Below are 23,385 nucleotides of genomic sequence, written 5' to 3'. Positions count from 1 at the left end.
GCTCACGATTCGGTAACCGTCTGTCACGTTTCAGTCCGGAATCCGATTGAGGAGAGGCGCGGAATCACTGCGCACGGGGTACGGCTGGCAGGTGGAATGGATACGTCACTGGTGGATCGCGCACGCAGGCTTTTCGAGTTTCTGCGAGGTGCGCAGCACCTCAAGGCCAGTCCGGTCCGCACCACCGACACCTACCAGCGCGACGGCGACGTGGTCTGGCTGAGCCAAGCACCCCGACATCCCGCCGTCTCCGTGCGGACGGCGGAGCCGGGCGACCCGGACGGCCCGGTGCTCGCGATCGAACGGGTCCCGGTCGTCCCGGCGCCCGAACCGGACGCCGATCTGGCCCGCTGGCTGAGCAGCCCGCTCGACGACCCGGAGCAGGCGCCCGCGCTGCGCAAGCGGATAGTCGAAACACCCGCCGAAGACTGGGCCCTCGACCAGGAAGGACCCGGTGCCGAGCGCGCGCCGGAGTACCTGTCCCTGAACGACTTCCCCTCCGTCGAAGCGGCGTTCCCGAGCTGGCTCGCCCGCTGGCAGCGCTGGGCCGACCAGGAACTCGTCGACCGGCCGGCACGAGACCTTTACCAACGCCTCTACCTCATGTACGTCCGGGCGACCGAAAGCCCGGAAGAGCTGGAACTGCTCGCCGGAACCGGATGCCTGAGCTGGCAGCCGGTCAACAGCCCCCGGATCCGGCGGCACGCGCTCACCAGCGAGGTCAGCATCCACTTCGACGACCGCACCGGCGTCATCGAGGTGCGGACCGTCGAGTCGGCCGAGCCAGCCCGGCTCGAACTCGACATGGTGGACCTCCGCCTGATCACGACACCGGACAAGGTCACCGAGGTCCGGGAGGATGTCAAAGCCCACGACGGGTCCGCACTGGACCGCGCGGCGGCGCGAGAATTCGTCCAGCGCATCGTGCACAGCATCGACCCGGACGGTGAATACCGCGACGAGGACGAAGCCGCGGTGCCGGCCCGCAACGCGGTCGCGACGTTCGCCCCCGCCGTGATCCTCCGGAAGCGCACCTTTCACGGTCTGATCGAGATTTTCGACGCGATCCTGCGCCAGATCGAGGAAACCGGCGAGGTCCCGGCCGGGCTGGTGCCGCTGCTCGATCCCGACTACGTCCCAGTCGCGGAGCAGGCCGGCGACGCAGGCGCGATTCTCGCCGTCGACGACGAGCCGTTCCTCCCCATGCCGGTCAACGAGAAACAGCTCGAGGTCATCCGGCGCGTTGACTCCAGCTCGCAGGTGCTCGTTCAAGGCCCGCCCGGCACCGGCAAGACCCACACCGCGGCCGCGCTGATCTCCCATCTGCTCGCCCAGGGCAAGCGGGTTCTGGTGACCGCCCAGACCGACCGCGCGCTTCGCGAGGTGCGGGACAAGCTCCCGGAGCAGATCAAACCGCTCGCGGTCGCCGTCGTCGGCACCTCGCGCGAGGACATGGCCGATCTCAAGATCGCGGTGCAGGAGATCGCCGCCGCGGCCGGAGACCACGACGGAGCGGAGAACGCCCGGGCCGTCCAGCGCAACCTCGACGCGGTCGACCGGTTGAGCCGGGAGCGCTCGGCCCTGCACAGCCGCCTGATCGAGGCGCGGGAAGCCGAAGTCCGGGAACGAACCCATCAGGGCTATCGCGGCACGCTGTCGCGCATTGCGCAGCAGTTGGCCGCGGAGGAAGAGCTCAGCTGGCTGTCCATGTTGGACACTATCGCTCCCGACGCACCGGTACCGCTGTCCGCCGCGGAGGTGCGAAGCTGGCACCGAGACCTGCTTGACGACCAGCTCCTCGCCGACGAGGCGGAGTCCCGGCTGCGTTTGCTCGCCCTTGACTCGGTGAGCGACGCAGCGGCCTTCGCGAACCTCGCCGCCAGGGAATGTGCCGCGTTCGAGGCAGACTCGCGATACGCGCCGCTCAAGCAGCACCCGGCTTTCGGGGCCGTGCTCCGCCTCGCGCCGCAGCAACGGGCAGAGTTGCGGCAGCGCTTGCAGCACATCGCCGACGAGACCGATCAGCTCGTGAGCCGCCGGGAACAGTGGCTCGACGCCGCGCTGCGCGACGTCCGGTCCGGACGAGCCGATCAGTGGCGGGCCCGTGCCGGCACGATCGCCGGTCTCGTCGAAGCGTGCGCCCGTCCGGTCGCCCACCTTGGCGCGCTGACGGAAGTCGTGGTCCGCGAGGGCGATCTCGGAACCTTGGCCACGCTCGCCGGCGAGGTCGCCCGCTATCTCGGCGACGGCGGCGTGATCAAGACGCAGGCCGACGGAACCCCGAAGATCGGCGCGTTCGCGGGCAAAGTGCTGAAGCAGGCGCAGCCGTTGTTCGAGAGGGTCCGGGTCGACGGCGTCCCTCCGACCTCCTCCGCGCAGCTCCAGACATTCCTGGCGTGGGCCGAGGGAATGCGGGTGCTGGCCGCGCTCGACCGGGCTTGGCCGGAGGACGTGGAGATCCCGCCCGAGGACACGCTGCAGGAACGGCTCCAATGGCACACGACCGAGCTCGCGCAACTGCAACATGTGCTGACGCTGGCGGACCTGTTGGTCCAGGAAGAAAACCAGCTGCGCTGGCTCCAGGTTCCAGTGCCGAACTGGCAAGATCTCAGCGACGTCCGCAGGTATGCCAACTTGGCGGACGCATGCGGCGCCGAGGAAGCGCGAGTCACGGCGACGCAGCCGCTCAGCGACCTCGAAGCCGTCCTTCGCGAGACTGCGCAATGGACAGACGCGGCACCGTGTGTCGCGAATCTGATGTCCGGCGCGAAGACCCGCGATCACGAGCTCTACGCGAGCGCACGCCAGCGGCTCGAACGGCTGTGGGAGGTCCGGCAGCGCATCTCTCGACGAGACCACGTCAGCTCCGTGCTCGGCACTGCGGCGCCGGGCTTCCGCGAGGCGGTCGAGGCTGACCCTGGAGCTGCGTTCTGGCAGGAGCGGATCGACCGGTTTCAGGAAGCGTGGAGCTGGGCGGCGACCCGGGCGTGGGTGGTCGATCAGGAGGCGATCGACGTCAACGACGTCCAGCGCCGGATTTCCCGGATCGAAGCGGATATCCGCAAGGAAGCCGAGGCCGTCGCCGCGCGCCGGGCTTGGGATCACGCGGCGTCCCCGAGCCGGCTCACCGGGACCGCTCGCGCAGACCTCACCCAGTACGCACAACTGGTGCAGCGCGCGGGCAAGAACACCGGCATCTACCGCAACCAGCGGCGCGCCGAGATCCGCAAGGCGATGGACCGGTGCCGGCCGTCGGTTCCGGTGTGGATCATGCCGATCTACCGGATCGCCGAGCAGTTGCGGGTCCGTCCCGACATGTTCGACGTCGTGGTGATCGACGAGGCATCACAAGCCGGAACCGAAGCGGTCTTCCTCCAGTACCTGGCGCGCAAGATCGTGGTCATCGGCGACGACAAGCAGGTCTCCCCGTCCGCGGTCGGCACCGACCAGCAGGAACTGCGGGACCTGGCCCGGCAGTACCTTGCCGACGACCGCTATCGCGACTCGTGGCACGACCCGAAGCGCAGTTTGTTCGACGAGGCCAAGATGCGCTACGGCCGGCCGATCACCCTGGTAGAACACCGCCGCTGCGTCCCGGAGATCATCGGTTTCTCCAACCGGATCGCCTACGAACCGGACGGCATCAGGCTGCTGCCGGTCCGGCAGTACGGCGCGGACCGGCTCGATCCGGTCAAAGCCGTCTACCTCGAGGACGGCTACGAGCGGGGCGCCACCAACAAGATCAATCCCGTCGAAGCCGACGCGATCGTCGAGCAGATCGAGAAATGCCTTTCGGACCCTGCCTACGACGGGAAGACCTTCGGCGTCGTGTCCCTCCTCGGCAAGGCCCAGGCGAAACGCATCGAAGACGAGTTGCTCGCCCGGCTCTCCCGGGAGGACTGGCAGAGCCGCGACCTCCGGTGCGGCGACGCCGCCGACTTCCAGGGTTCGGAGCGCGACGTCATTTTCCTGTCCATGGTCGCCGCGCCCGACCCGGAGCGGCGCATGATCGCGCTGACCCAGGACCAGTACGTGCAGCGGTTCAACGTCGCGGTCTCCCGGGCCAAAGACCAGGTGTGGGTGTTCCACTCGGTCCGGCAAGACGAATTGCCCAACAGCGAGTGCATGCGGTACCAGCTGCTCGATTACTGCTATGGCCTGCGCGACCGGCCCGCGGGCGCGACCGGACGCTCGTCGGCGGTACCGGACAACGAGCGCGTCGAACCGTTCGATTCCCTTTTCGAGCAACGGGTGTACAACCGCGTCGTCGCACGCGGCTACACCGTCGAACCGCAATTCGAAGCGCTTGGTTACCGGATCGACCTCGTGGTAGTCGGCGGCCGGGCCAGGCTTGCCGTGGAATGCGACGGCGACCGCTGGCACGGACCGGACGTCTACGAGCGCGATCTCGCCCGGCAGCGCGACCTTGAACGATGCGGCTGGCGGTTCTTCCGGATCAGCGGCTCCTCGTTCGACGTCGATCCGGACGAGGCCCTCGCGCAGCTGTGGGAGATCCTGAACGAGGAGGAGATCTATCCGGCAGGCTGGTCTCCGGTGCGGACAGCTCCGGCACCGATGCCGGAGGCTCCTGCGCTGGAACCCGCGTCTTCGCCTCAGGAGACGGCCGCTGTCGCCGCCGTCGTCGCTGTCGAAGAGGAGTTCCGTCCGGCAACCGGCGAACTGGTGCTGGAACCTGAGCCCAGCGAGCCGGAGGTTGCCTCGACGGCCGGCGCCTTGTCTTCCTATACGACCTTCGCCGGTGCGCTCATTCCGACTTCCGAGGCCTCCCGGAAGCAAATGACCGAGGGCGTGCTCGCGATCGTTCAGGCTGAAGGACCGGTACTGGGACAACGAGTCCACCGGGCCTACGTGGAGGCTGCCAAGGGCAGCCGGGTCGGCCGGCTGATCGCGAACGAGCTCGATGCGGTGCTGACCCAAGCGGTGCGCCGCGGCGACCTGCTCGTCGACAACCCGACAGAACAGGGCCGGATCAAGGAACGGACGTACCATCTGCCAGACCAGCCGCGGGTGCGGATCCGCGAGCTGGGGCCGCGTCAGCTCTCCGACGTTCCTCCTCGCGAACTCGCTTCTCTTCTCGCCGCGGTAGCGGAAAGCGAAGGATGGGACGAGCGGATTCTCTACCGGGCAGTCCTGGCCGAGTTGGGGTTGAAGACCCTTACGAAGCGGGTGCAGGAGCTCTTCGACTCGATCGCTCCACTCGCCCGCAGGATCGCGGAAGGCGAGTAAGCACGACACGCTGCCCGTGGGGTCCGGGCGGTTGCCGCGCTGGGGGACGCCGCAACCGCCCGGAGGTTTTAGCGGAGGTCGCGGACCAGTGCGCCCACGATCGCGTCTATCCGGTCTGACTGGGCCTTCGAATAGCCTGCCGTGTCGATGAACACGGTGACCGAGCGTTTTCCGTCCCCTGTCACCGCGTTGCGGAAGTCGTGGCCGCTGGCCACGCTGCCGCTGTGGCCCCATGTTGGGAAGTTCGGGGTCAGTTCGTATCGTTGGACGCCAAGGCCGTATCCCTTACCGCCGTCATCCAGGACGGTCTTTTTCCGTCATCAGTGCGAGTGGCAGCAGTTTCCCGCTCAGCAACGAAGTCCAGAACTTTGTGTGTCCGTGCCGGTGGAGATCAGTTCGCCGGAGGCATCGGCTTCGGCGACGTTCCATTCCGCTGTGTCGACGCCGTCGGTGCAGGACCGCAGATCCGGTTCTTCGATGGTGGTTCCCCGCCGGGTCAGTAGGTTTCGTGCAGGCAGAGCGGGTTGATGATCCGTTCGGTGAAACCGGACCGGGCGCGGTCCGGTGGGGCGACGGAAAGGGCCTGTTAGACGGTCTGCTGGAATCGTCAGCCTGCGAAGAGGGTTTGCGAAGCGACGGTGTGCTTGCGCAGCGCGAGCGGATCGACAGCGACGCCGCCGCCCGGGCCGTCTGGAATGGACAGGCAACCGTCTTCTAGCTCGAACGGCGCGGTGAGATCGGTGGCGTAGTAACGGCTCGACGCTGAGATATCATTCGGCAGCACAAAGCCCGGCAGTGTGGCTAGGGCGAGGTTCTGCGCGCGGCCGATGCCGGTTTCGAGCATTCCGCCGCACCACACCGGGAGTCCGTGTGCGGCACACACGTCGTGGATTCGTCGTGCTTCGAGGTATCCGCCGACGCGGCTGGGTTTGATGTTGATGATCCGGCACGCTCCCAACCGGATCGCGAACGCGGCGTCGCGGGCGGAGCAGATCGACTCGTCCAGGCAGATCGGGGTGCGCAGGAGTTTCGCGAGTTCGACGTGTCCGCCGAGGTCGTCCGCGGCGAGTGGTTGTTCTAGCTGGACCAGGCTGAACTCGTCCAGGCGGCGCAGATGGTCCGCGTCGGACAGGGAGTAGGCGGTGTTCGCGTCGGCCTGCAGCACCAGGTCTGGGCCAAACTCGGCGCGGACGGCGCGGACTGGTTCTAGGTCCCAGCCGGGTTCGATCTTCAGCTTGATCCGGACGTATCCCTCGGCCAGATAACCGGCGACGGTGTCGATCAATTCCGGCACGGTGTCGGTGATTCCGACGGAAACTCCGGCCGGGATCCGGTCGCGCACGCCGCCGAGGTAGGTCGACAACGGCATCGCGTAGGCGCGGCATTCCGCGTCGAGGATGGCGGTTTCGAGCAGGGCTTTCGCCAGCGGGTTTCCCTTGACCGGGGCCATCGCACCCGCGACCCGGGCGGCGGTCAGCTGCGGCAGGGCGGTGACGCGCGGGACGAGATGATCGCGCAGGATCTGTTCGGCTCCAGCGGCGAACTCCGGGCTGTACACCGGTTCCGGGTCGCCGCCGAATTCTGCCCAGCCCTCGCTGACGTCGGTCACCACGTGCAGTAGGAGTGTGTTGCGTTCGGTGTCCACTGAGCACGAAGTCCGGAATGGACGGACAAGCGGGAGGCTGACTTCGATCAGATCGATTCGTTCGATTTTCACGCCCGCTCCCCTTCGGTCAGGCGGTACCACCCGGACCGGCTGAACCCGGTGGCTGTGTAGCCGTCGGCGAACAACGGGACGAGCGCGTCGCGGATCGCGTAGCGCCACTCCGCGCCCAGGCGCGCGTTCAACCGGCGGAGGCCCACGATGTCGGACGGGACCCGGCACCAATACCCGGAACCGTCGCGGGCCAGGAACGGTTCACCGTCGGGGGCGCGGCGCGAGTCGACGTCCACAGTGGTCAAGTCCGGCCCCGGAAGCTGGGCCGGATTCGGGTCCCGCAGCGGCCACACCGCAGTGAAGCGGTCGGTTTCGTCCGCGCCGTTGACGCCGTCTTCGATCTGGCCGTAGAAGTCCACTGTGTACTCGGTTCCGCGTGCGCCGAGTTTCGCCAGGTTGAAATGCGCGTTGCGGCTCACCAGCGGATCGAAGGTCCAGACCATGGTTTCCGCACCCTGATCCAGCGCCCACACCCGCTGCGCCTGCTTCAGCGCGAAGCCCACGCCGCGGTCGCTCGCGCGCGCGGCGGCGATCAGCGAGTAGACCGCGCGGGTCACCGGCGGACAGAAAATCAGCCCGGAGGCGGCGACAATGCCGTCGTCGTCCGCCGCGTAATGCACCGCGCCGCCCGCGTGGACGACGGCGCGCAGCGCGTCCGCGCCGAACGGGGCGTGGGACTCCGGCGTCTGCCAGACCTGGGCGAGGAATCGCGACACTGCTTCGAGCGTCCGGACGTCGTCGGCGAGCCGGATCCGGACGCCTGCCCGGTTCGCGGCTCGCAGGGCAGTCGAGACGGCCGTGTCCGGGGCCGGAGGGAGTACGGTCGCTGGTGCGCCTGGTGGAACGTGCATGCTGACAGCCTCGCGGCCGGATCGTCCGGATGCGTGCAGTGCCGGTCCAGAGATTCCGCGGATGTTTTGTGCGTCTGGCTAAAGAGGTGACGATGCTCGATCCGGTGCCGCCCGATCTCGGGCAGGTCCTCGCCGCGCTCGGCGCTTCGCTGCTGCGGCCGGTCACCCCGCTGCCGGACCGGCCGGTGCCGGTGTCCGGCGTGCTCATCCACGAGCGCCGCGGCGGTGCGCCGCCGGGGCAGGACACCATCCTGCTCGCGGTAGGGGCGGATCCGGCCGAGGCGAAAGATCTCATCAACGCGGCGGTGGGATACGCGGCGCTGGTGGTGAAAAGCTTCGGCGAACCCCTCACCGAGCTTTCGGACGCCGCGCAGGACGCCGGGGTGGTGCTGCTCGCCGCCGACGAGGCCGTGCCGTGGCACCACCTCGAAGCGATGATCTCCTCGGCGCTCGCGCCCGCCGTGCGCACGCCCGGCGCACCCGCGGCCGGCGATCTGTTCGCGCTGGCCAACGCCATCGCCGGGATGGTCGGCGGCGCGACCACGATCGAGGACCTCCACCGGCGGATCCTGGCGTATTCGACGCTGCCCGGCCAGCCCATCGACGACGGCCGCCGCCAGGGCATCCTCGGCCTGCAGGTGCCGGAGGGGCCGGTGTTCTACGACGACCAGTACCGCGAACTCGCGCGGACACGGCGGGCCTGCCGGTTCCCGTCGCTGCCGGGCGGGCTGCCGCGGCTCGGCGTCGCGGTGCGGGCGGGCAGCGAGATGCTCGGGTCGATCTGGGTGGTCGACGCCGACGACAGCCTCGACGAGACCGCCGAGCAAGCCCTGTTCGACGCCGCCGAGATCGCCGCACTGCACCTGCTGGCCGCGCGCACCGCGGTCGACGTGGTCCGCCGGCGGCGCGCTGACCTGCTGCAACGCCTGCTCGCCGACCCGAGCAGCGTCACCGCCGTCGCGCCGCAGCTCGGTTTGGACCCGGACGCGCCCGTCGCGGTCGCCGCGTTCACCGTCGCCGACCCGGAAGACGTTCTAGCCGCCCACGCGGCAACCCGGCTGGCCGATTTGGTGAGCCTGCATTGCGAGGCGCACTACGGCAGGCACGGCTGCGCGCTGATCGACGGGAGGGTCTACGCGCTGCTCCCCAAGGGCCCCGCGCACCGCGAACTGGTCGCCGACATCGCCCGCCGAGCCCACGGCGCGCTGCGGATGCCGGTGCAGGCCGGGCTCGGGTCGACGGTCCCCGGGCTCCGGTCGATCGCTTCCTCGCGGGCCGACGCGGACCTCGTCCTGCGGACGCTGGCCGAACAGCGCACCTCGCCGGAACCGTGCCAGGTGGCGGCCATCGAGGAGGTGTGGGCCGGGGCGACGTTGTCCGTGCTGGCGCAGTTGCTGGCCGGTGACGCGTCTTTGCCGCGGCGTTTGGGCCCGGCGGTGCGGGCGCACGACGTCGAGCACGGGACCACTTACGCGCCGACGATCCTCGCTTACCTCGACACGAACGGCGACATCGCGGCCGCGTCGACGCGGTTGTCGGTGCACCCGAACACGATCCGGTACCGGCTTTCGCGAGCGGAGGAGATTTTCGGGTTCGATCTGGCGGATCCGGACGAGCGCCTGGTGCTGTGGCTGCGGTTGCGGCTCGGGGACCAGCTCGGCTGGTGAACGACTTCTCGGCGTTCACCGACGGCGGACGGCTCGGGTCGCGGCGGTGAGGTGGACGGCGGTCTCCTGCCACGGCCCGGTTCCGGCCGGATCGCGGCAGCCCTGGACGAGAGCCCAGAGATTCGGGCCGGGCATTGTGGCGGTCGCCAAAGCAGCGCCCGAGCGGTCGACGTCGGCCGCGGATCACCAATGATGACCTGGCGTCGTCTTCACTGTCTTCATCGCGAACTGCGAATTCGTCCTTGCCACACCCGGCATCCGCGTCAACTCCGTCATATACAGCTGTTCATACGCTGCCATATCAGGCACCGCGATCTGCATCAGATAGTCCGGCGCGCCGAACATCCGGCGACACGACACCACGTCGTCCAGCCCCAGAGCGGTGTTCTCGAAAGCCTCGATGACCTCGCTGCGCTGATCCGCCATTTCGACATGCAGCAGCACTCCGAGCCCGCGGCCGAGCGCGGCTGGGTCGACTGACGCGTGGTACCCGGTGATCACCCCGGCCGCTTCGAGGGCGCGGACCCGGCGGAGGCACGGCGACGGGGACAGCCCGACGCGGTCGGCGAGTTCATTATTCGGTAGCCGTCCATCGGCCATCAACTGGCGGACGATTGCGTGATCAGTCTTATCCATGGCACAGGATGCTAATCATACCGCCGGAAAACGCAATATTCAGCATCGGCTGCCCTGCCGTCCGCACTACCGTCGGTTCCGGCACTCGAACTCCCGGAAGGCAGCACCGTGCACCCTCTCGTCCTCTCCCCCGCGGAACGCGCGCAAGCCGCCGACGCACTGGCCCGGTTCGTCGACAGCTACGAGGAATCCCTGCCCACGAGGCCGATCCTGCCGGACGTCGACCGCGACACTCTGGCGAAGCTTCTTGCCGAGCCGTTTCCCGCGGAAGGCATTGGCGTGGAAGGGTTTTTCGCCGACCTCCGCGACCGCATCGTGCCCAACTCGACCACCATCGCGCACCCGCGGTTCCTCGCGTACGTGCAGGGGCCGCCCAACGGGATCGCGCCGTACGCGGACGCGATTTCCGCGGTGCTCAACCAAAACTGCAACTTCTGGCAACTCTCCCCCGCGGCGAGTGTTGTCGAACGGTCGGTGGTGCAGTGGCTCGCCGGTCTTTTCCACCTCGGCCCCAGCGCGGGCGGCATTCTCACCAACGGCGGTTCCGGCGCGACCAAGGACGCGATCACCACCGCCCTCACCCACCGCCGGCCGCATTTCCGTGAGCGCGGCTTGCAATCCGGTGCTCCGCCGCTGGTGCTGTACACCTCGGAGGAGGCACACCGGTGCGTCGACAAGGCTGCCGCCACTCTCGGCATCGGACTGGACCACGTCCGGCACATCCCGACTGACGACGAATTCCGGCTGCGAGTCGACCTCCTCGCCGACGCGATCGCCGCGGACCGGGCCGCTGGGCTCGAGCCGTTCTGCGTCGTCGCCACCGCTGGCACGGTCACCAGCGGCTCGATTGACCCCATCGGCCCCATCGCCGACCTGTGCGAGCGAGAAAACCTTTGGCTGCACGTGGATGGCGCGTACGGCGCGCTGTTCGTCCTCGCCGACTCTGCGCGGGAAACGTTCGCCCCGCTGTCCCGCGCGGATTCCATCGCGCTGGATCCTCACAAGATGCTGTTCACGCCGCTCGAAGCCGGGGCGCTAGTGGTGAAAGACGCCGCGAAACTGCGGGCGGCCTTCGCGTTCTCGTCGTCGTATCTCACCGTCGCCGAAGACGACCTGATGCTCGACTTCATGGACTACGGCCCGCAGCTTTCCCGTAGTTTCAAGGCATTGAAGGTGTGGGCCGCGCTGCGGACGTTCGGCGTGGACGCCTTCCGCGAAGCCGCCGAACGCTGTCTGCGGCTGGCTGCGCGGCTCGGGGAACGCGTCGCCGCCGAGCCCGGTTTGGATCTGCTGAACCCGGTCGCGCTGACCGCCGTCTGCGTGCGTATCGATGGCCGTCGCGACGAGGAATACCCGGCGCTGCTGGCCCAACTCGCCGACGAAGGCACTGCACTGCTGGGTCCGGCCCGGTTGCACGGGCAGACTGCGATCCGCGCGTGCGTCGCGAACTACCGCACCACCGAAGCCGACATCGACCGCATCGCCGACCGGCTGGCCGCGCTCGCCGGAAAGCCGTGACGAGCGTGGAATGCGCGGAACGGTCCCGAAACCTGCGAACCCCGGTCCTGGTGCGGACACCCGCGGCGAACCTAACGTCGCTGCTGTGTCGAAAATAGCTCAACCGGAACGGATCGACGGCCAGGTCGTCGCGATCACCGGGGCCACCTCCGGGATCGGTTTCTTCGCTGCCGTGCAGCTCGCCGAACTGGGCGCGCGCGTGCTGGTGCTCGGGCGATCGGAAACCCGTGGCCGCGCGGCGATTTCCGCGCTCCCCGACCCGCAACTGCACGAGTTCGTCCCGCTGGATCTCGCCGACCGCACGTCGATCGGCCGGGTCGGCGACCGGCTCGGCGCGTTGCCGCGGCTGGACGCGCTCGTGCTGAACGCGGGTGTCGTCGCCGGAGCGTTCGGTCCGGGGCCAGCGCACCGGATCGGGGCGTTCGGGGTGGAGGAAATCGTCGGGATCAACCATCTCGCGCACGCGGAACTGCTGCGCCGCGCGCTGCCCGCGGTCCGGCGAGTGGTCAATCTCGGGAGCGCGCTGACCCGCAAGATCCCGTTCGACCGCGAGAATTGGCTGTCCGAAAGGGATTACCGGGCGCGGGTCGCGTACGCGATGTCCAAGCACGCGGTGGAGATCTTCGGGTTCGAATCCCAGCGGCGGCTGGCTGAGATCTCAGCGCAGTCGATTGTGGTCCACCCCGGCTCGGCGATCGACGCGCTCACGCCGGGACGGCCCGGCGCGCGGGTGCTGCGTGCGGCGGCCCGCGGGATCGTGCTGGGGAAGGATCAGGCGGCTCGACCGGTCGTGGCCGCGGTCGCTTCGCCGGGCCTGCGCGGCGGCGAGTACCTCGGCCCGCATCGCAGCGCCGCCGCGGAGGTGCAGCAGCCGGTGCCGACGAGCCGGGATCCGGAGCTGGGCGCGTGGCTGTGGACGGAGACCGAACGGCTGCTCGGCGCGCGATTCACGACCGAGCCCCGTCACCCGATCGGGTAGAAAATCGCCTGTTAACCGCCCGCTAGCCTTGAACCGTGGACGACCCGGCGGTTCTGGACACCTTGGCCCGGCGGCAGGCGCGGATCGGCGAACGCCGGAACCTCGACGTCCCCGCGCTGCTGCACCGCCTCGGAATCCGGCCGGACCGCACCGGCGTCACCCGCCAGCAGGTCTCGGAACTCACCCGCGAGCTGTGGCTCCAGACCGACGACGAACTCTTCGCCCTCGGCCCGCGAGCCCCGCGCGGACTGTTCCGGCTGGTGGTCCGGTCGGTCGCCCCCGCACCCGACCTGCGCACCGTGCTGCGTCGACTGGAGGAAGCCGCCGAGGTCCTGCCCGGGATGCCCGCGGTGGCGGTTCGGACGGCAGATCCGCTGGTCGAGGTGGACATCGACGTCCGAGGGCTCAACGACCCGGAGCACGTCGCGGCGGAACTGGTCGCCATCGTCGTCCACCGGCTGCTGAGCTGGCTCACCGGACAGCGCATCGCCCTGCGCGAACTTCGGCTGCCGTGGCCGGAACCGGACCACGCGCCGCACTACGAGGCGGTTTTCGGCCGCCATCCGCGGTTCGACGCGGACTCGCTGGTCCTCGTCTTCGACCAGGAACTCCTGTCCGCCCCGGTGATCCGCGGCGAAGCCGAACTGGCCGCGTTCCTGGACGACCAGCCGGACGTCTGGCTCGCCACCCGCGACTACGGCTCGGCCCACGCCGACCAGGTCCGCGCCGTCGTTGAGCAGGGCATTACCGCGCCGGGCGACATCGCCGGACGACTCGGGATCAGCGCCCAGCACTTGCGGCGGTTGTTGCGCGCGGAGAAAACGTCCATCAGCGAAATCCGGGACGAGGTCCGCCGGGACGCCGCGATAGCCAGTCTCGGCCGCGGCGACGAACCCATCGAGAAATTGGCGCAGCGGCTGGGTTTCTCCGAAGCCAGCGCCTTCCGGCGAGCGTTTCGCCGGTGGACCGGGCGATCGCCCGGAGACTTCCGCTAACCCGGCACCTTCAACGCCCGCATCCGCGCGTACAACGTCGTCCGCGAAATCCCGAGCGTGCTGGCAGCCCGCACCTTGTTCCCGCCGGCCGACCGCAACGCCGCGACGATCGCGTTCCGTTCCGCCCGTTCGATCGGAGCCAGCTCGTGCCCCGAAGCGTCCGCCACCAGCGCGGGCGGCAGATCGCCCGGGCCGATCGCGCCCACCGACCGTTTGCGGATCGCCTGGCTCAGCACGCCGCGCAGTTCAGGCAGGTTCCCCGGCCAGTCGTACGAGCCGAGGATGCGCAGCGCGCCCGGCGTGATGTTGTGCGTGCGCGCGGCCCCGAGTTCGGCCAGCATCCGGGCCGCGACCTCGGGAAAGTCCGGCCGGTGCGCCAGCGGCAGCAGCTCGACGTTCTCCCCGCACGACGCGATCAGCGCCCGCTCCGGACCGGTCAGCCCCTCGCGCGGGCCGGTCGTCAGCACGAGGTGCGGGCCGACACCGCGGGCGGCATGCCGCGCGACGAGGTCGACCAGTTCAGCGGGCAAGAGATCCGCACCGTCCACGCAAATGCTGCCCGAGCCGGTCTCGACGGCGGCGGTGAACCTCGCGGCCCAGGCTGCGGATCCGCCGAGCACGGCTTCCGAGCCGGTCAACGTGGTGCACGGTTCCTCGGGCACGCGCAGCCGGGCTTCAGTGGTGCGGCCGGTCCCAGGCGGGCCCGAGATGTGCACGTGCCCGGCCACCGGACCGGGCGTGACAGCACCACGGCGGCGCGTCCGCCGGGCCTCGGACGGGCTCAGCGGGCGGATCTCGACCAGCATCCCGCCCCGGGCGCCGGGCACCGGCTCGGCCCGGACCCTGGCGCGCTGGCCGGAGCGCAGTTCGGTCTCCATTTCGGACGGTCCGGCCGCCTCGCCCGCCAGGTTCCACAGCAGCGCGACGTCCGCGCCTTCCAGCAGGTCCGCGGCGGCTTGGTTGCACAGCAACAGGTCCGGGCCGATCGCGACCACCGGCCGGGTCGGGCGGGACGCCGACTGGAACGCGGCGAGCAGCGACCGCTCCGACACCCGGCTGCCTTCCAGCAGCTGCCGTTCGATCTCCTCCACCGCCTTCGCGACCAGCGGCGCGAGCAGCGGATTCGCCTCGGCGGCCAGCAGCGTGATGTCGAGCGCGCCCTCCAGCCTGCGCGTGACCGGGTGGAAAATCGGGTGCCCGTAACAGCTGAACCCGCGCAGCGCCTCGGCGTAGTGCTCCTCCCCGTGCACCACGATGCTCGACCGGGTTTCCAGCGCGGTGCCCGGGCCGGTGGTCCCGACCTCGTCCTCCAGCAGGCAGGTGCCGACGCCGATGCCCAGCTGGTCCAGGCAGTCTTCGACGGCGCGGTCGGCGCTCCAGCGGTGCACGAGCCTGCCGTCGTGGTCGACGAGCACAGTGGACATCGCGGTCCCGGCGAGACGCTCGTCGAGGTCCTCCAGCACCGGCGCCGCCGCCGACAGGAGCCTGCTGGCCGGGTCGACCTCGTCGAACCGCAGGTCGAGCAGCGCGGTTTCGGGGCGCACACCGGCGAGCGAGGCGCGCCGCCAGGACTGGGCGATCGGTTCCCGCAGCACCACGCTGCGCGAGGACGTCATCGAGCTCACGCGATCTCCACCTTCGTTGGTGACGCGCAGCAGGATAACCATCGCTCTCCGCTGACGCTGTACAGAACTTGAACACTCAAGCCCCGATTCACCCGGCAAGGTGGTCCATCACCACCACCCGCGTGCACGTGTTGCCATCCGGCACGCGGTCCTTACCTCGAAAGGGGAATCAGCGTGACTCTCAGTCACTCCGAGCCGGACACCGGGAAGGAGCGCCCGGGCGTTTCCCGGCGCGGTTTCCTCGGGTACGTCGTCGCGGCCGGGACCCTCGTCGTGGCCGCGGACGTCGGGCTCGCCTCCTCCGCGTCCGCCGCCGTGCCCTCCGCTCCGCAGCCGCCCGAGCTGTACGACCTCAACGACGCGCTCACCGACGCGGCGCTCCCGACGTCGCAGCTCATCACCGTCACCATCAACAAGGACGGCAGCGCCTCGTTCGAGATCCCGCGCGCCGAGGTCGGCCAGGGCATCACCACCTCGACCGCGATGATCATCGCCGAGGAACTGGACCTCCCGGTCGAGAAGGTGCACGTCACGCTCGCGCCGGCGCGTCCGGAACTGCTGTTCAACCAGCTCACCGGCGGGTCGAACACCACGGTCTCGACCTACACGCCGATCCGCGTCGCCGCCGCGATCGCCAAGCAGCAACTGCTCGAAGCCGCGGCCATCCTGCTCGGCGGGACCGCGGAACGGTTCATCGTCAAGGGCGGCGTCGTCACCGCGCCGAACGGCAAGACCGCGACGTACGGCGAACTGGCGACGAAGGCCGCGTCCAGCACCACCAAGCAGGTGCAGCTGGACCCGAGCAAGCTCAAGGGCTCCAGCGAGTTCAAGGTGCTCGGCAAGCCGCAGAACCGCCTCGACGCCCACGACATCGTGACCGGCAAGAAGCAGTTCGCGATGGACCTGGACATCCCCGGCGCGCTGCCGACGATGATCTGCCGTCCGCCGACGCTCAACGGCACGCCGAAGGCCGTCCGTAACAAGGCCGACGTGCTGAAGCTGCCCGGCGTCACCGACATCGCGATCATCCCGACCGGCGTCGCGGTCCGCGCTGAGACGTTCGGCCAGTGCATCGACGGCGTGCGCGCCCTGCAGGTCGACTGGGGCCCCGGCAGCGTCGAGGGCCAGAACGACGAATCCGTGCTCGCCAACCTGCGCCGCGCCGAGCTTCCGCTGGCGGTGCCGAAGGTTCCGGTGCTGGCCAAGACGGTCGAAGCGGACTTCGAGTTCATGTTCCGCTCGAGCGCCGCGCTGGAGCCGTACTGCGCGGTCGCCGACGTCCGCGACGGCAGCGCCGAGATCTGGGCCGGGCTGAAGTCGCCGATCGTGGCGCAGGGCGAGGTCGCGCAGGCGATCGGATTGCCGCAGGGCAAGGTGAAGGTCCACGTCGTCACCGGCGGCGGTTCCTTCGGCCACAAGCTGTTCGGCAACCACGCCGTCGAAGCCGCGCAGGCGTCGAAGGCGTTCGGCAAGCCGGTGCGGCTGATGTGGCACCGCGCCGACGAGCCGCGGCAAGGCAGGCTGCACCCGATGGCGACGTCGCGGATCCGGGCGACCGTGCTCGCCGGGAACGTGCTCACCTTCGAGCAGCGGCACACCTCGGTCGAAACGTCGTTCCGGCACGGGCTCGGCGAAATGCTGACCTCGGTCGCGACGAAGCTCCCGACCGGGCTGGGCAACCTCGGCGTCGCCGAGGCGGTTTTCGTGCTGAGCCAGGAAATGCCGTACAACTTCGGCGTCGTCGACCAGACGCTCACCGAAACCGACCAGCGGTTCAACACCGGGTCGATGCGCAACGTCTACTCGCCTGACGTCGGTTGCGCCAACGAGCTCGTCGTGGACATGCTCGCCAAGGCGATGGGCAAGGACCCGTACGACTTCCGGATGGAGTTCCTCAAGAACGACAAGGTGAAGGGCGTGCTGCGCAAGGTCGCCGAGGTCGGCGGCTGGGGCAAGAAGATGGCCCCGGGCACCGCGCAGGGCATCGCGATCCACAAGGAATACAAGGGCGCGAGCGCCTGCCTGGTGGAAATCGACTGCCGCCCGGAGACGGTGAACCGCAAGATCCGCGACGGCGTCGCCGGCCCGCGCGTGACCAAGGCGGTCATCGCCCTCGACGCCGGGCTCGTGATCAACCCGCGCGGCATCGAGGCGCAGATCATGGGCGGTTTCGCCGACGGGCTGGCGCTCGCGCTGACCAGCAGTGTCCACCTGAAGGACGGGCACTTCCTGGAAGCCAGCTGGGACAACTACTTCTACACCCGGCAGTGGAACATCCCGCAGGACTTCACCGCGATCGCGATGCCGTCCAACGGGGAGCAGCCGGGCGGCGCCGGCGAGGCGGGCGTCGCCTGCTCCGTCGCGGCCGTCGCGTGCGCGTACGCCCGCGCGACCGGGAAGGTCCCGAAGCGGTTCCCGATCAACCACGACGACCCGATCGCCTTCGAGGTCAAGTCGTTCGTCCCGCCCGTTCCCGAATCGCCGACCGACGGCCTGAGCCACACCTACTGAGGAGCACGATGAGCAAGCACACCTTCATCCTCAACGGGAAGCCGGTGTCCGTCGACGTCGACGACAATGTGCGGCTCCTGTGGGTCCTGCGCGACGTGCTCGGCGTCCGCGGCCCGAAGTACGGCTGCGGCATCAACGTGTGCAAGGCCTGCACGTCGCACTTCAACGGCAAGGCGTTCAACCCGTGTTCGGTGCGGGTGGCCGACATCAAGGCCACGGACGAGATCACCACGATCGAGGGCCTGCCGGACACCGTGAAGGCCGACCTGCACCCGATGCAGGAAGCCTGGCTGGAGAACGACGTCGCGCAGTGCGGCTACTGCCAGCCCGGCCAGATCATGGCGGCGGTCGCGAAGGTCAAGGAGGCCAAGGCGAAGGGCCGCGAGATCAACGACGCCGACCTGGACGAGATCCGCAACGTCTGCCGCTGCGGCACGTACTCGCGGATCCGCGAGGCGATCAAGGCCGGCGCCGCGAAGATGTGACCGGGTTCGCTTGCCCCGCAGCCGATTCCGGTTGCGGGGCAAGTTTTCCCGTCTGTACCAACACTCCGCCGCCGAGCAGCACCGCCACTCCGATCAGCTGCACCGGACCCAAGGCCTGGCCCAGCAGCAGCCACGCGAGCAGGGCGGCGGCCAAAGGTTCGGCCAGCGCCAGGACTCCGGCCAGGGCGACCGGCAAACTGCTCAACGCGTGCAGCCCGGCCAGGTACGGCAGCACCGTGCCGAAGACTGCCAGAATCAGCAGGGCCAGCCAGACTGGGATCGTCGCGCCGCCCAGCGATACCGGATTCGCGGCGATCGCTAGCGTCCACAATGGACTTACCGCGAGAGTCGCCACCGCCCCGATCGCCAGTCCCGCGGCGGTCATTCCGAGCGGATCGTGCTGTCGCGCACCGCGTTCGCCGAGCAGGAAGTACCCGGCGGAACAGACCGCCGACGCCAATCCTGCTGCGACGCCGAGGAAATCCAGCTGCGTCCCGGGTCCGAGACCGGCGATCAGCACCAGTCCGGCGATCGCCAGCGCGATGCCCAGCCACACCGCCGCGGGCAGCCGCGTCCGGCGGACCACGCGCACCCACAGTGCGACCAGCACCGGCGACAGGTTCACCAGCACCATCGCCACCGCGACCGGGATCCGGGACACCGCAACGAAAAAGAACAGTTGCACGCCCGCGACGCCGAGCAGTCCGTAGCCGAGCGGCAGCCACAGTTCAGCACGCCGGAACCGCAGCGCCCGCGGCCGCAGCAGCGCGACGCCGGGCGCCAGCAGAACCGCGGCGAGGCCGATCCGCACCGCGGTGACCGCGGCCGGGCTCCAGCCCGCGTCCAGCACCGCCTTGGCGAGCGGACCGGAACTCGCGAACAGCGCCCAGGCGACCAGGCTCAGCCCGGTCGCCCGCGCGGTACCGCCTTGGTCGGCCATCTCCGCATTCTGTGGCCCGGCACGGCGGCCGGGCCACCGGTTTTCCGCAGCCCCCGCCTCGGCAGCGCCCTCACGTACCTCTCGCGCAGCGGGCTGGCCGGGTGCGACGCGGGTCACATCCAGGGTTGTCACATCCGGCGGACGGCCGGCATCTCATGGGCATCCGCTACACACCACTGGAGGATCTGATGAGCGCACGGTTCGACCTGATGAACAACGACCTCGGCAAGTCGCTCGGCAAGCGGTTCGCGGGGCTGGCGATGCTGCTGAACAACACGGCGCTGCCGAAGGCGACGCAGGAGCTGGTTTCGTTGCGGGCCAGCCAGATCAACGGCTGCGGCTTCTGCGTCGACATGCACACCAAAGACGCCACCGCGGCCGGCGAGACCGCGGAACGGCTCCACCTGGTTGCCGTCTGGCGCGAGGCGAACGTGTTCACCCCCGCCGAACGGGCCGCGCTCGCGCTGGCCGAGGAAGGCACCCGGATCGCGGACGGCGGCGGCGTTTCCGACGAAACGTGGGCGCAGGCTCGCGAACACTACGACGACGACCAGCTCGCCGCGTTGGTATGTCTGATCGGACTGATCAACGCGGCGAACCGGATGAACGTCATCGTCCGCATGCCGGCCGGCCTGTACCAGCCGGGGCAGTTCGCGACGGTCAGCTGACACGAGCGCGGGCCGCTGCCGGGCATACGACGACGACCAGCTCGCCGCGCTGGTATGCCTGATCGGACTGATCAACGCGGCCAACCGGATGAACGTCATCGTCCGCATGCCAGCCGGGCTGTACCAGCCGGGGCAGTTCGCGACGGTCAGCTGACACGAGCGCGGGCCGCCGCCGGGCATACGACGACGACCAGCTCGCCGCGCTGGTATGCCTGATCGGACTGATCAACGCGGCCAACCGGATGAACGTCATCGTCCGCATGCCGGCCGGGCTGTACCAGCCGGGGCAGTTCGCGACGCTCAGCTGACACGAGCGCGGGCCGCCGCCGGGCAACGGTGGGACCCGGCGGCGGCCCGTTCCAGCACGGGGCCACCCGTGCGCTTACTCGATGCGGGCGATCGGCGCGCCCTGCTTCACCACCTCGCCCTCCCCCACCAGGAACCGCACCACGCCAGTCGCGGGGGCCGGGACCTCCGCGTCGACCTTGTCCACCGCGACCTCCGCGATCAGCTCGCCCTCGCGGACGGTCGCGCCGTCCGTCGCGAACCAGGTGGCGAGGACTCCCTCGCCGTCCGGGTCGTTCTCGGACAGGACGGGGAACGCGACGTCTGTCATGCGCCCACCAGGTTGAGGACGGCTTGGCGGATCCGCGCCGGCGTCGGCAGCACCGCGTACTCCAGCGGACGCGCGTACGGAATCGGCACGTCCGGCACCGCTACGCGCGCGGCCGGGGCGCGCAGCAGGCTCGGGTCCCGCTCCACCACCCGGGCGATCACCTCGCCGGACAGGCCGAACGACAGGTAGTCCTCGTCGACCACGAGCAACCGGCCGGTTTTGCCGACCGAATCGAGGATCGTGTCGGTGTCCAGCGGCACCAGGCTGCGCAGGTCCACGACCTCGCAGTCGACGCCCTGTCCGGCGAGATCGTCGGCGACGTCGAGGGCGTGGTGCACCGACAGCGACAGCGTCACGACGGTGACGTCGCTGCCCGGGCGCACGACGTTCGCCTTGCCGATCGGGACCTCGTGGTCGCCTTCCGGCACCGGGCCGATCGACCGGCGGTTCTTCGCCATCCACGGCAGGCCCATGACTCCCTTGTGGAACAAGTACACCACCGGGTTGTCGTCGCGGATCGCGGAGGTCATCAATCCCTTGGCGTCAGCGGGATTGCTCGGCACGACGACCTTCATCCCCGGCAGATGCGCGAACGTTCCCCACAGGCACTGGGAATGCTGCGCCCCGTCCGAGTACCCGCCGCCGACCGCCGCGGTCAGCACCATCGGCACCGACACGTTGCCGCCGGATTCGTAGTGGATTTTCGCCATGTGGTTGTAAATCTGGTCCATGCAGACGCCAAAGAAGTCGACGAACATCAGCTCGACCACCGGCCGCATGCCCTCGACCGCCGCTCCGATCGCGGTGCCGATGAAGGCGGTCTCGGAAATCGGCGTGTCGAGCACCCGGCGCGGGCCGAACCGGTCGAGCAATCCGGTGGTGGAGCTGAAGATCCCGCCGTAGGACCCGACGTCCTCGCCGAGCACGAACACCCGCTCGTCGCGGTCCATTTCCTGGGCGATGGCCTCGACCATGGCCTTCGCGGTGCTGAGTTTCCGCCCGGCGGGCGCGGAGGGTTCGGTGAGCGTCATTGCTGCTTCTCCTCGCTGTGTCGTCAGGCTCGCGCGAACACGAAATCCAGCGCGGTGGCGGGATCCGGCTCGGGGCTCTCTTTGGCGAACGCGATCGCCGCTTCGACCCGCTCGCTGGCCGCGGTTTTGCATTCCGCGACCTTCGCGTCGTCGAGATCGCCGTCGGCGCGCAGCTGGTTCTCGTAGGTGGGCAACGGATCCCGGCCCGGCACACCGTCCAAATCGGACCGATATCCTTGCGCGTCGCCCTCGAAATGCCCCCACAGCCGCAACGTGTGCACCTCGATCAGGCTCGGCCCTTCCCCGGCCCGAGCCCGCGCGACCGCCTGGCCCGCCGCTTCGTGGACCGCCTCGACCGAGTTGTCCTCGACGCGCACACCCGGGATCCCGTACCCAGCGGCGCGGTCCGCGTTCGACGTGACACAGGTGGACGCGCTGCGCGGCACCGAGATGCCCCAGTCGTTGTCCTCCACCAGGAAGATCACCGGGAGCTGCCACAACGCCGCGAGGTTGAGCGATTCGTGGAACGCCCCTTGGTTAGCCGCGCCCTCGCCGGTGACCGCGACGGCGACCCGGTCGGTCCCGCGCCGCTGGAACGCGAGCGCCTGCCCGAGCGCGGGCGGGTAGCCCTCGGCGATGATGCCGGAGCAGGAGAAGTGCACGGCGGGGTCGAACAGATGCATATGCCCGCCGCGTCCCCTGCCCAGTCCAGTTGTCCGGCCAAAGATCTCAGCGGTCATCCGGTTCAGGTCGACGCCGTGCGCGATGGCGAAATGGTGCGGCCGGTGCGTCGCGGTGACCGCGTCGTCGCCGGTGAGATGCGCACAGACGCCCGCCGCCACCGGTTCCTGGCCCGCGGACAGGTGCATCTCGCCGGGGACGAGACCGGCCCCGATGTCGAAGACGGGTTTCTTGTCGGCGTGGTACTCGCGGAGGATGGCCTCCTCGTAGGTGCGGATCAGGACCATCGTGCGGTACAGGTCGAGCCTGTCCTGCGCTTCCATGGGACCTCCCGTTCGCTCTGGAGGCCACTTTCGCCGGGCGCGGACCGCCGGACAACGGGCGGGATTTCAGATGGTGATAACCGGAGGGTTCAGGGTGTGACGGCGAGGGCGCGAGACACCCGTTGAGCTGCCCGACGCAACGACTGCAACGGTGCCGAACCCAGTCGGCGCGCGGGCAACGAGATCGCCACCGCGCCCAACGCGCCCGGCGTGCGGACCGTCGTCGCCAGGCATGCCGTGCCCAGCAGGTACTCCTCACGATCGTTGAACACATCCCCGCTCTGCGACAGCCGCTGCTCCAGGACCCGGCTGTCGGTGATGGTGTGCGGGGTGAGGTCCGCCAGCTGGTGCCGTGACAGGTAGTCGCGGCGGCCTTCGCTGTCGAGGCCGGACAGGATGCACTTGCCGAACGCCGTCGCGTGGGCCGATTCGTGCACGCCGACCCACAGGTCGACCGACGGGGCGGTCGGGCCGTCGGCGATGTCGATGAGTTTGATGTCGCCGTCGGAGTACAGCGAGAGGTACGCCGCGCCGTGCACCTCGTCTCGCAGGGCTCGCAGCACCGGGCGGATCTTCGGCAGCAGCGCGTGCAGCGACGTGTGCTGGCGCAGTTCGCTCACCTGGCTGCCGAGTGCGTAGCCGTCGTCGAGTTTGCACAGGTATCCCTCGTGGACGAGGGTGCGCAGCAGGTGATACGTCGTGGGCAGCGGCAACCCGACCGTCCGCGCGAGCACCTTGGCGGGCACCGGCCGCTCGCTCGCGCCGACCGCGTCGAGCAGGTGCAGGGCGCGCTGCACGGACCCGATCAAGGTCGGCTCTGCCGCCATCCCCTCACCTCCGCGTCGCTGCGGACTCCAGCATGCGCTACCGCTCTGACCTGGGCAAGAGCAGTTCC

The 23,385-nt window shown here is 69.4% G+C and carries 17 protein-coding genes and 1 pseudogene; 9 read left to right on the top strand and 9 right to left on the bottom strand.

The features are described 5' to 3' along the window. Positions 1-96: 96 nt before the first annotated feature. A complete protein-coding gene (locus FKO37_RS14835; protein ID WP_238604689.1) occupies positions 97-5,247 on the top strand; it encodes an AAA domain-containing protein in 5,151 nt (1,716 codons plus the stop codon). Positions 5,248-5,854: 607 nt separating this feature from the next. Here FKO37_RS14835 and menC read toward each other — a convergent pair. Continuing rightward, positions 5,855-6,964, bottom strand: coding sequence for an o-succinylbenzoate synthase (gene menC, locus FKO37_RS14830; RefSeq protein ID WP_238604688.1), 1,110 nt, complete (start codon positions 6,962-6,964; stop codon positions 5,855-5,857). Continuing rightward, positions 6,961-7,815, bottom strand: coding sequence for a hypothetical protein (locus FKO37_RS14825; protein WP_238604687.1), 855 nt, complete (start codon positions 7,813-7,815; stop codon positions 6,961-6,963). Before FKO37_RS14825 ends, menC begins: the two co-directional genes overlap by 4 nt. A gap of 92 nt (positions 7,816-7,907) precedes the next feature. On the opposite strand from FKO37_RS14825, the gene FKO37_RS14820 reads away from it, so the two are divergent. Next, positions 7,908-9,482 (top strand): CdaR family transcriptional regulator, encoded by a 1,575-nt coding sequence (locus tag FKO37_RS14820; protein ID WP_238604686.1) that lies wholly within the window; start codon positions 7,908-7,910, stop codon positions 9,480-9,482. Between the two features lie 183 nt (positions 9,483-9,665). Here FKO37_RS14820 and FKO37_RS14815 read toward each other — a convergent pair whose 3' ends face one another. Next, the gene (locus tag FKO37_RS14815) at positions 9,666-10,118 is read right to left on the bottom strand and encodes an Lrp/AsnC family transcriptional regulator (RefSeq protein WP_037817843.1); all 453 of its coding nucleotides are present in this window, start codon (positions 10,116-10,118) and stop codon (positions 9,666-9,668) included. A gap of 108 nt (positions 10,119-10,226) precedes the next feature. On the opposite strand from FKO37_RS14815, the gene FKO37_RS14810 reads away from it, so the two are divergent. The 3 genes from FKO37_RS14810 (at position 10,227) to FKO37_RS14800 (ending at position 13,610) form a co-directional block, all read left to right on the top strand. Beyond that, the gene (locus FKO37_RS14810; protein ID WP_238604685.1) at positions 10,227-11,636 is read left to right on the top strand and encodes an aspartate aminotransferase family protein; all 1,410 of its coding nucleotides are present in this window, start codon (positions 10,227-10,229) and stop codon (positions 11,634-11,636) included. 85 nt (positions 11,637-11,721) lie between these two features. Continuing rightward, positions 11,722-12,615 (top strand): SDR family NAD(P)-dependent oxidoreductase, encoded by an 894-nt coding sequence (locus FKO37_RS14805; RefSeq protein WP_238604684.1) that lies wholly within the window; start codon positions 11,722-11,724, stop codon positions 12,613-12,615. A 35-nt stretch (positions 12,616-12,650) separates the two neighbouring features. Beyond that, the gene (locus tag FKO37_RS14800) at positions 12,651-13,610 is read left to right on the top strand and encodes an AraC family transcriptional regulator (RefSeq protein ID WP_238604683.1); all 960 of its coding nucleotides are present in this window, start codon (positions 12,651-12,653) and stop codon (positions 13,608-13,610) included. On the opposite strand, the gene FKO37_RS14795 is transcribed toward FKO37_RS14800, so the two are convergent. Beyond that, on the bottom strand, positions 13,607-15,226 hold the full coding sequence (locus FKO37_RS14795) for a sigma-54-dependent Fis family transcriptional regulator (RefSeq protein ID WP_037818009.1): 1,620 nt from the start codon (positions 15,224-15,226) through the stop codon (positions 13,607-13,609). The two genes, FKO37_RS14800 and FKO37_RS14795, sit on opposite strands and share 4 nt — an antisense overlap. A gap of 183 nt (positions 15,227-15,409) precedes the next feature. Here FKO37_RS14795 and FKO37_RS14790 point away from each other — a divergent pair, with 183 nt between their 5' ends. Together FKO37_RS14790 and FKO37_RS14785 are read left to right on the top strand one after the other, a co-directional pair. After that, positions 15,410-17,746, top strand: coding sequence for a molybdopterin cofactor-binding domain-containing protein (locus tag FKO37_RS14790; protein WP_134728825.1), 2,337 nt, complete (start codon positions 15,410-15,412; stop codon positions 17,744-17,746). An 8-nt stretch (positions 17,747-17,754) separates the two neighbouring features. After that, the gene (locus FKO37_RS14785; RefSeq protein ID WP_037817840.1) at positions 17,755-18,231 is read left to right on the top strand and encodes a (2Fe-2S)-binding protein; all 477 of its coding nucleotides are present in this window, start codon (positions 17,755-17,757) and stop codon (positions 18,229-18,231) included. Here the strand turns inward: FKO37_RS14785 and FKO37_RS14780 are convergent. Next, on the bottom strand, positions 18,206-19,171 hold the full coding sequence (locus FKO37_RS14780) for a DMT family transporter (protein ID WP_238604682.1): 966 nt from the start codon (positions 19,169-19,171) through the stop codon (positions 18,206-18,208). The genes FKO37_RS14785 and FKO37_RS14780 overlap by 26 nt on opposite strands. A gap of 188 nt (positions 19,172-19,359) precedes the next feature. Here FKO37_RS14780 and FKO37_RS14775 point away from each other — a divergent pair, with 188 nt between their 5' ends. After that, a complete protein-coding gene (locus FKO37_RS14775) occupies positions 19,360-19,839 on the top strand; it encodes a carboxymuconolactone decarboxylase family protein (RefSeq protein WP_238604681.1) in 480 nt (159 codons plus the stop codon). 179 nt (positions 19,840-20,018) lie between these two features. Next, positions 20,019-20,147 (top strand): annotated as a pseudogene (locus tag FKO37_RS14770) (carboxymuconolactone decarboxylase family protein); the annotation flags it as partial. A gap of 74 nt (positions 20,148-20,221) precedes the next feature. Here the strand turns inward: FKO37_RS14770 and FKO37_RS14765 are convergent. From FKO37_RS14765 to FKO37_RS14750, 4 genes are all read right to left on the bottom strand, one after another. Continuing rightward, entirely contained in the window at positions 20,222-20,455 is a 234-nt protein-coding gene (locus FKO37_RS14765) for a biotin/lipoyl-containing protein (protein ID WP_043836370.1), read from the bottom strand. Next, the gene (locus tag FKO37_RS14760) at positions 20,452-21,486 is read right to left on the bottom strand and encodes an alpha-ketoacid dehydrogenase subunit beta (protein WP_238604680.1); all 1,035 of its coding nucleotides are present in this window, start codon (positions 21,484-21,486) and stop codon (positions 20,452-20,454) included. Before FKO37_RS14760 ends, FKO37_RS14765 begins: the two co-directional genes overlap by 4 nt. 23 nt (positions 21,487-21,509) lie before the next feature. Then, positions 21,510-22,490 carry a thiamine pyrophosphate-dependent dehydrogenase E1 component subunit alpha gene (locus FKO37_RS14755; protein WP_134728830.1) on the bottom strand — a complete coding sequence of 327 codons (981 nt, stop codon included), beginning with the start codon at positions 22,488-22,490 and terminating at the stop codon, positions 21,510-21,512. 89 nt (positions 22,491-22,579) lie between these two features. Next, positions 22,580-23,317 (bottom strand): IclR family transcriptional regulator, encoded by a 738-nt coding sequence (locus FKO37_RS14750; protein ID WP_134664891.1) that lies wholly within the window; start codon positions 23,315-23,317, stop codon positions 22,580-22,582. Positions 23,318-23,385 lie beyond the last annotated feature (68 nt).

The sequence above is a fragment of the Amycolatopsis sp. Poz14 genome (assembly GCF_006704225.1).
In the GTDB taxonomy this organism is placed as follows: domain Bacteria; phylum Actinomycetota; class Actinomycetes; order Mycobacteriales; family Pseudonocardiaceae; genus Amycolatopsis; species Amycolatopsis nivea.
Note: the sequence above shows the minus strand (reverse complement) of the source record. Positions and strands in the feature narration are given on the sequence as shown.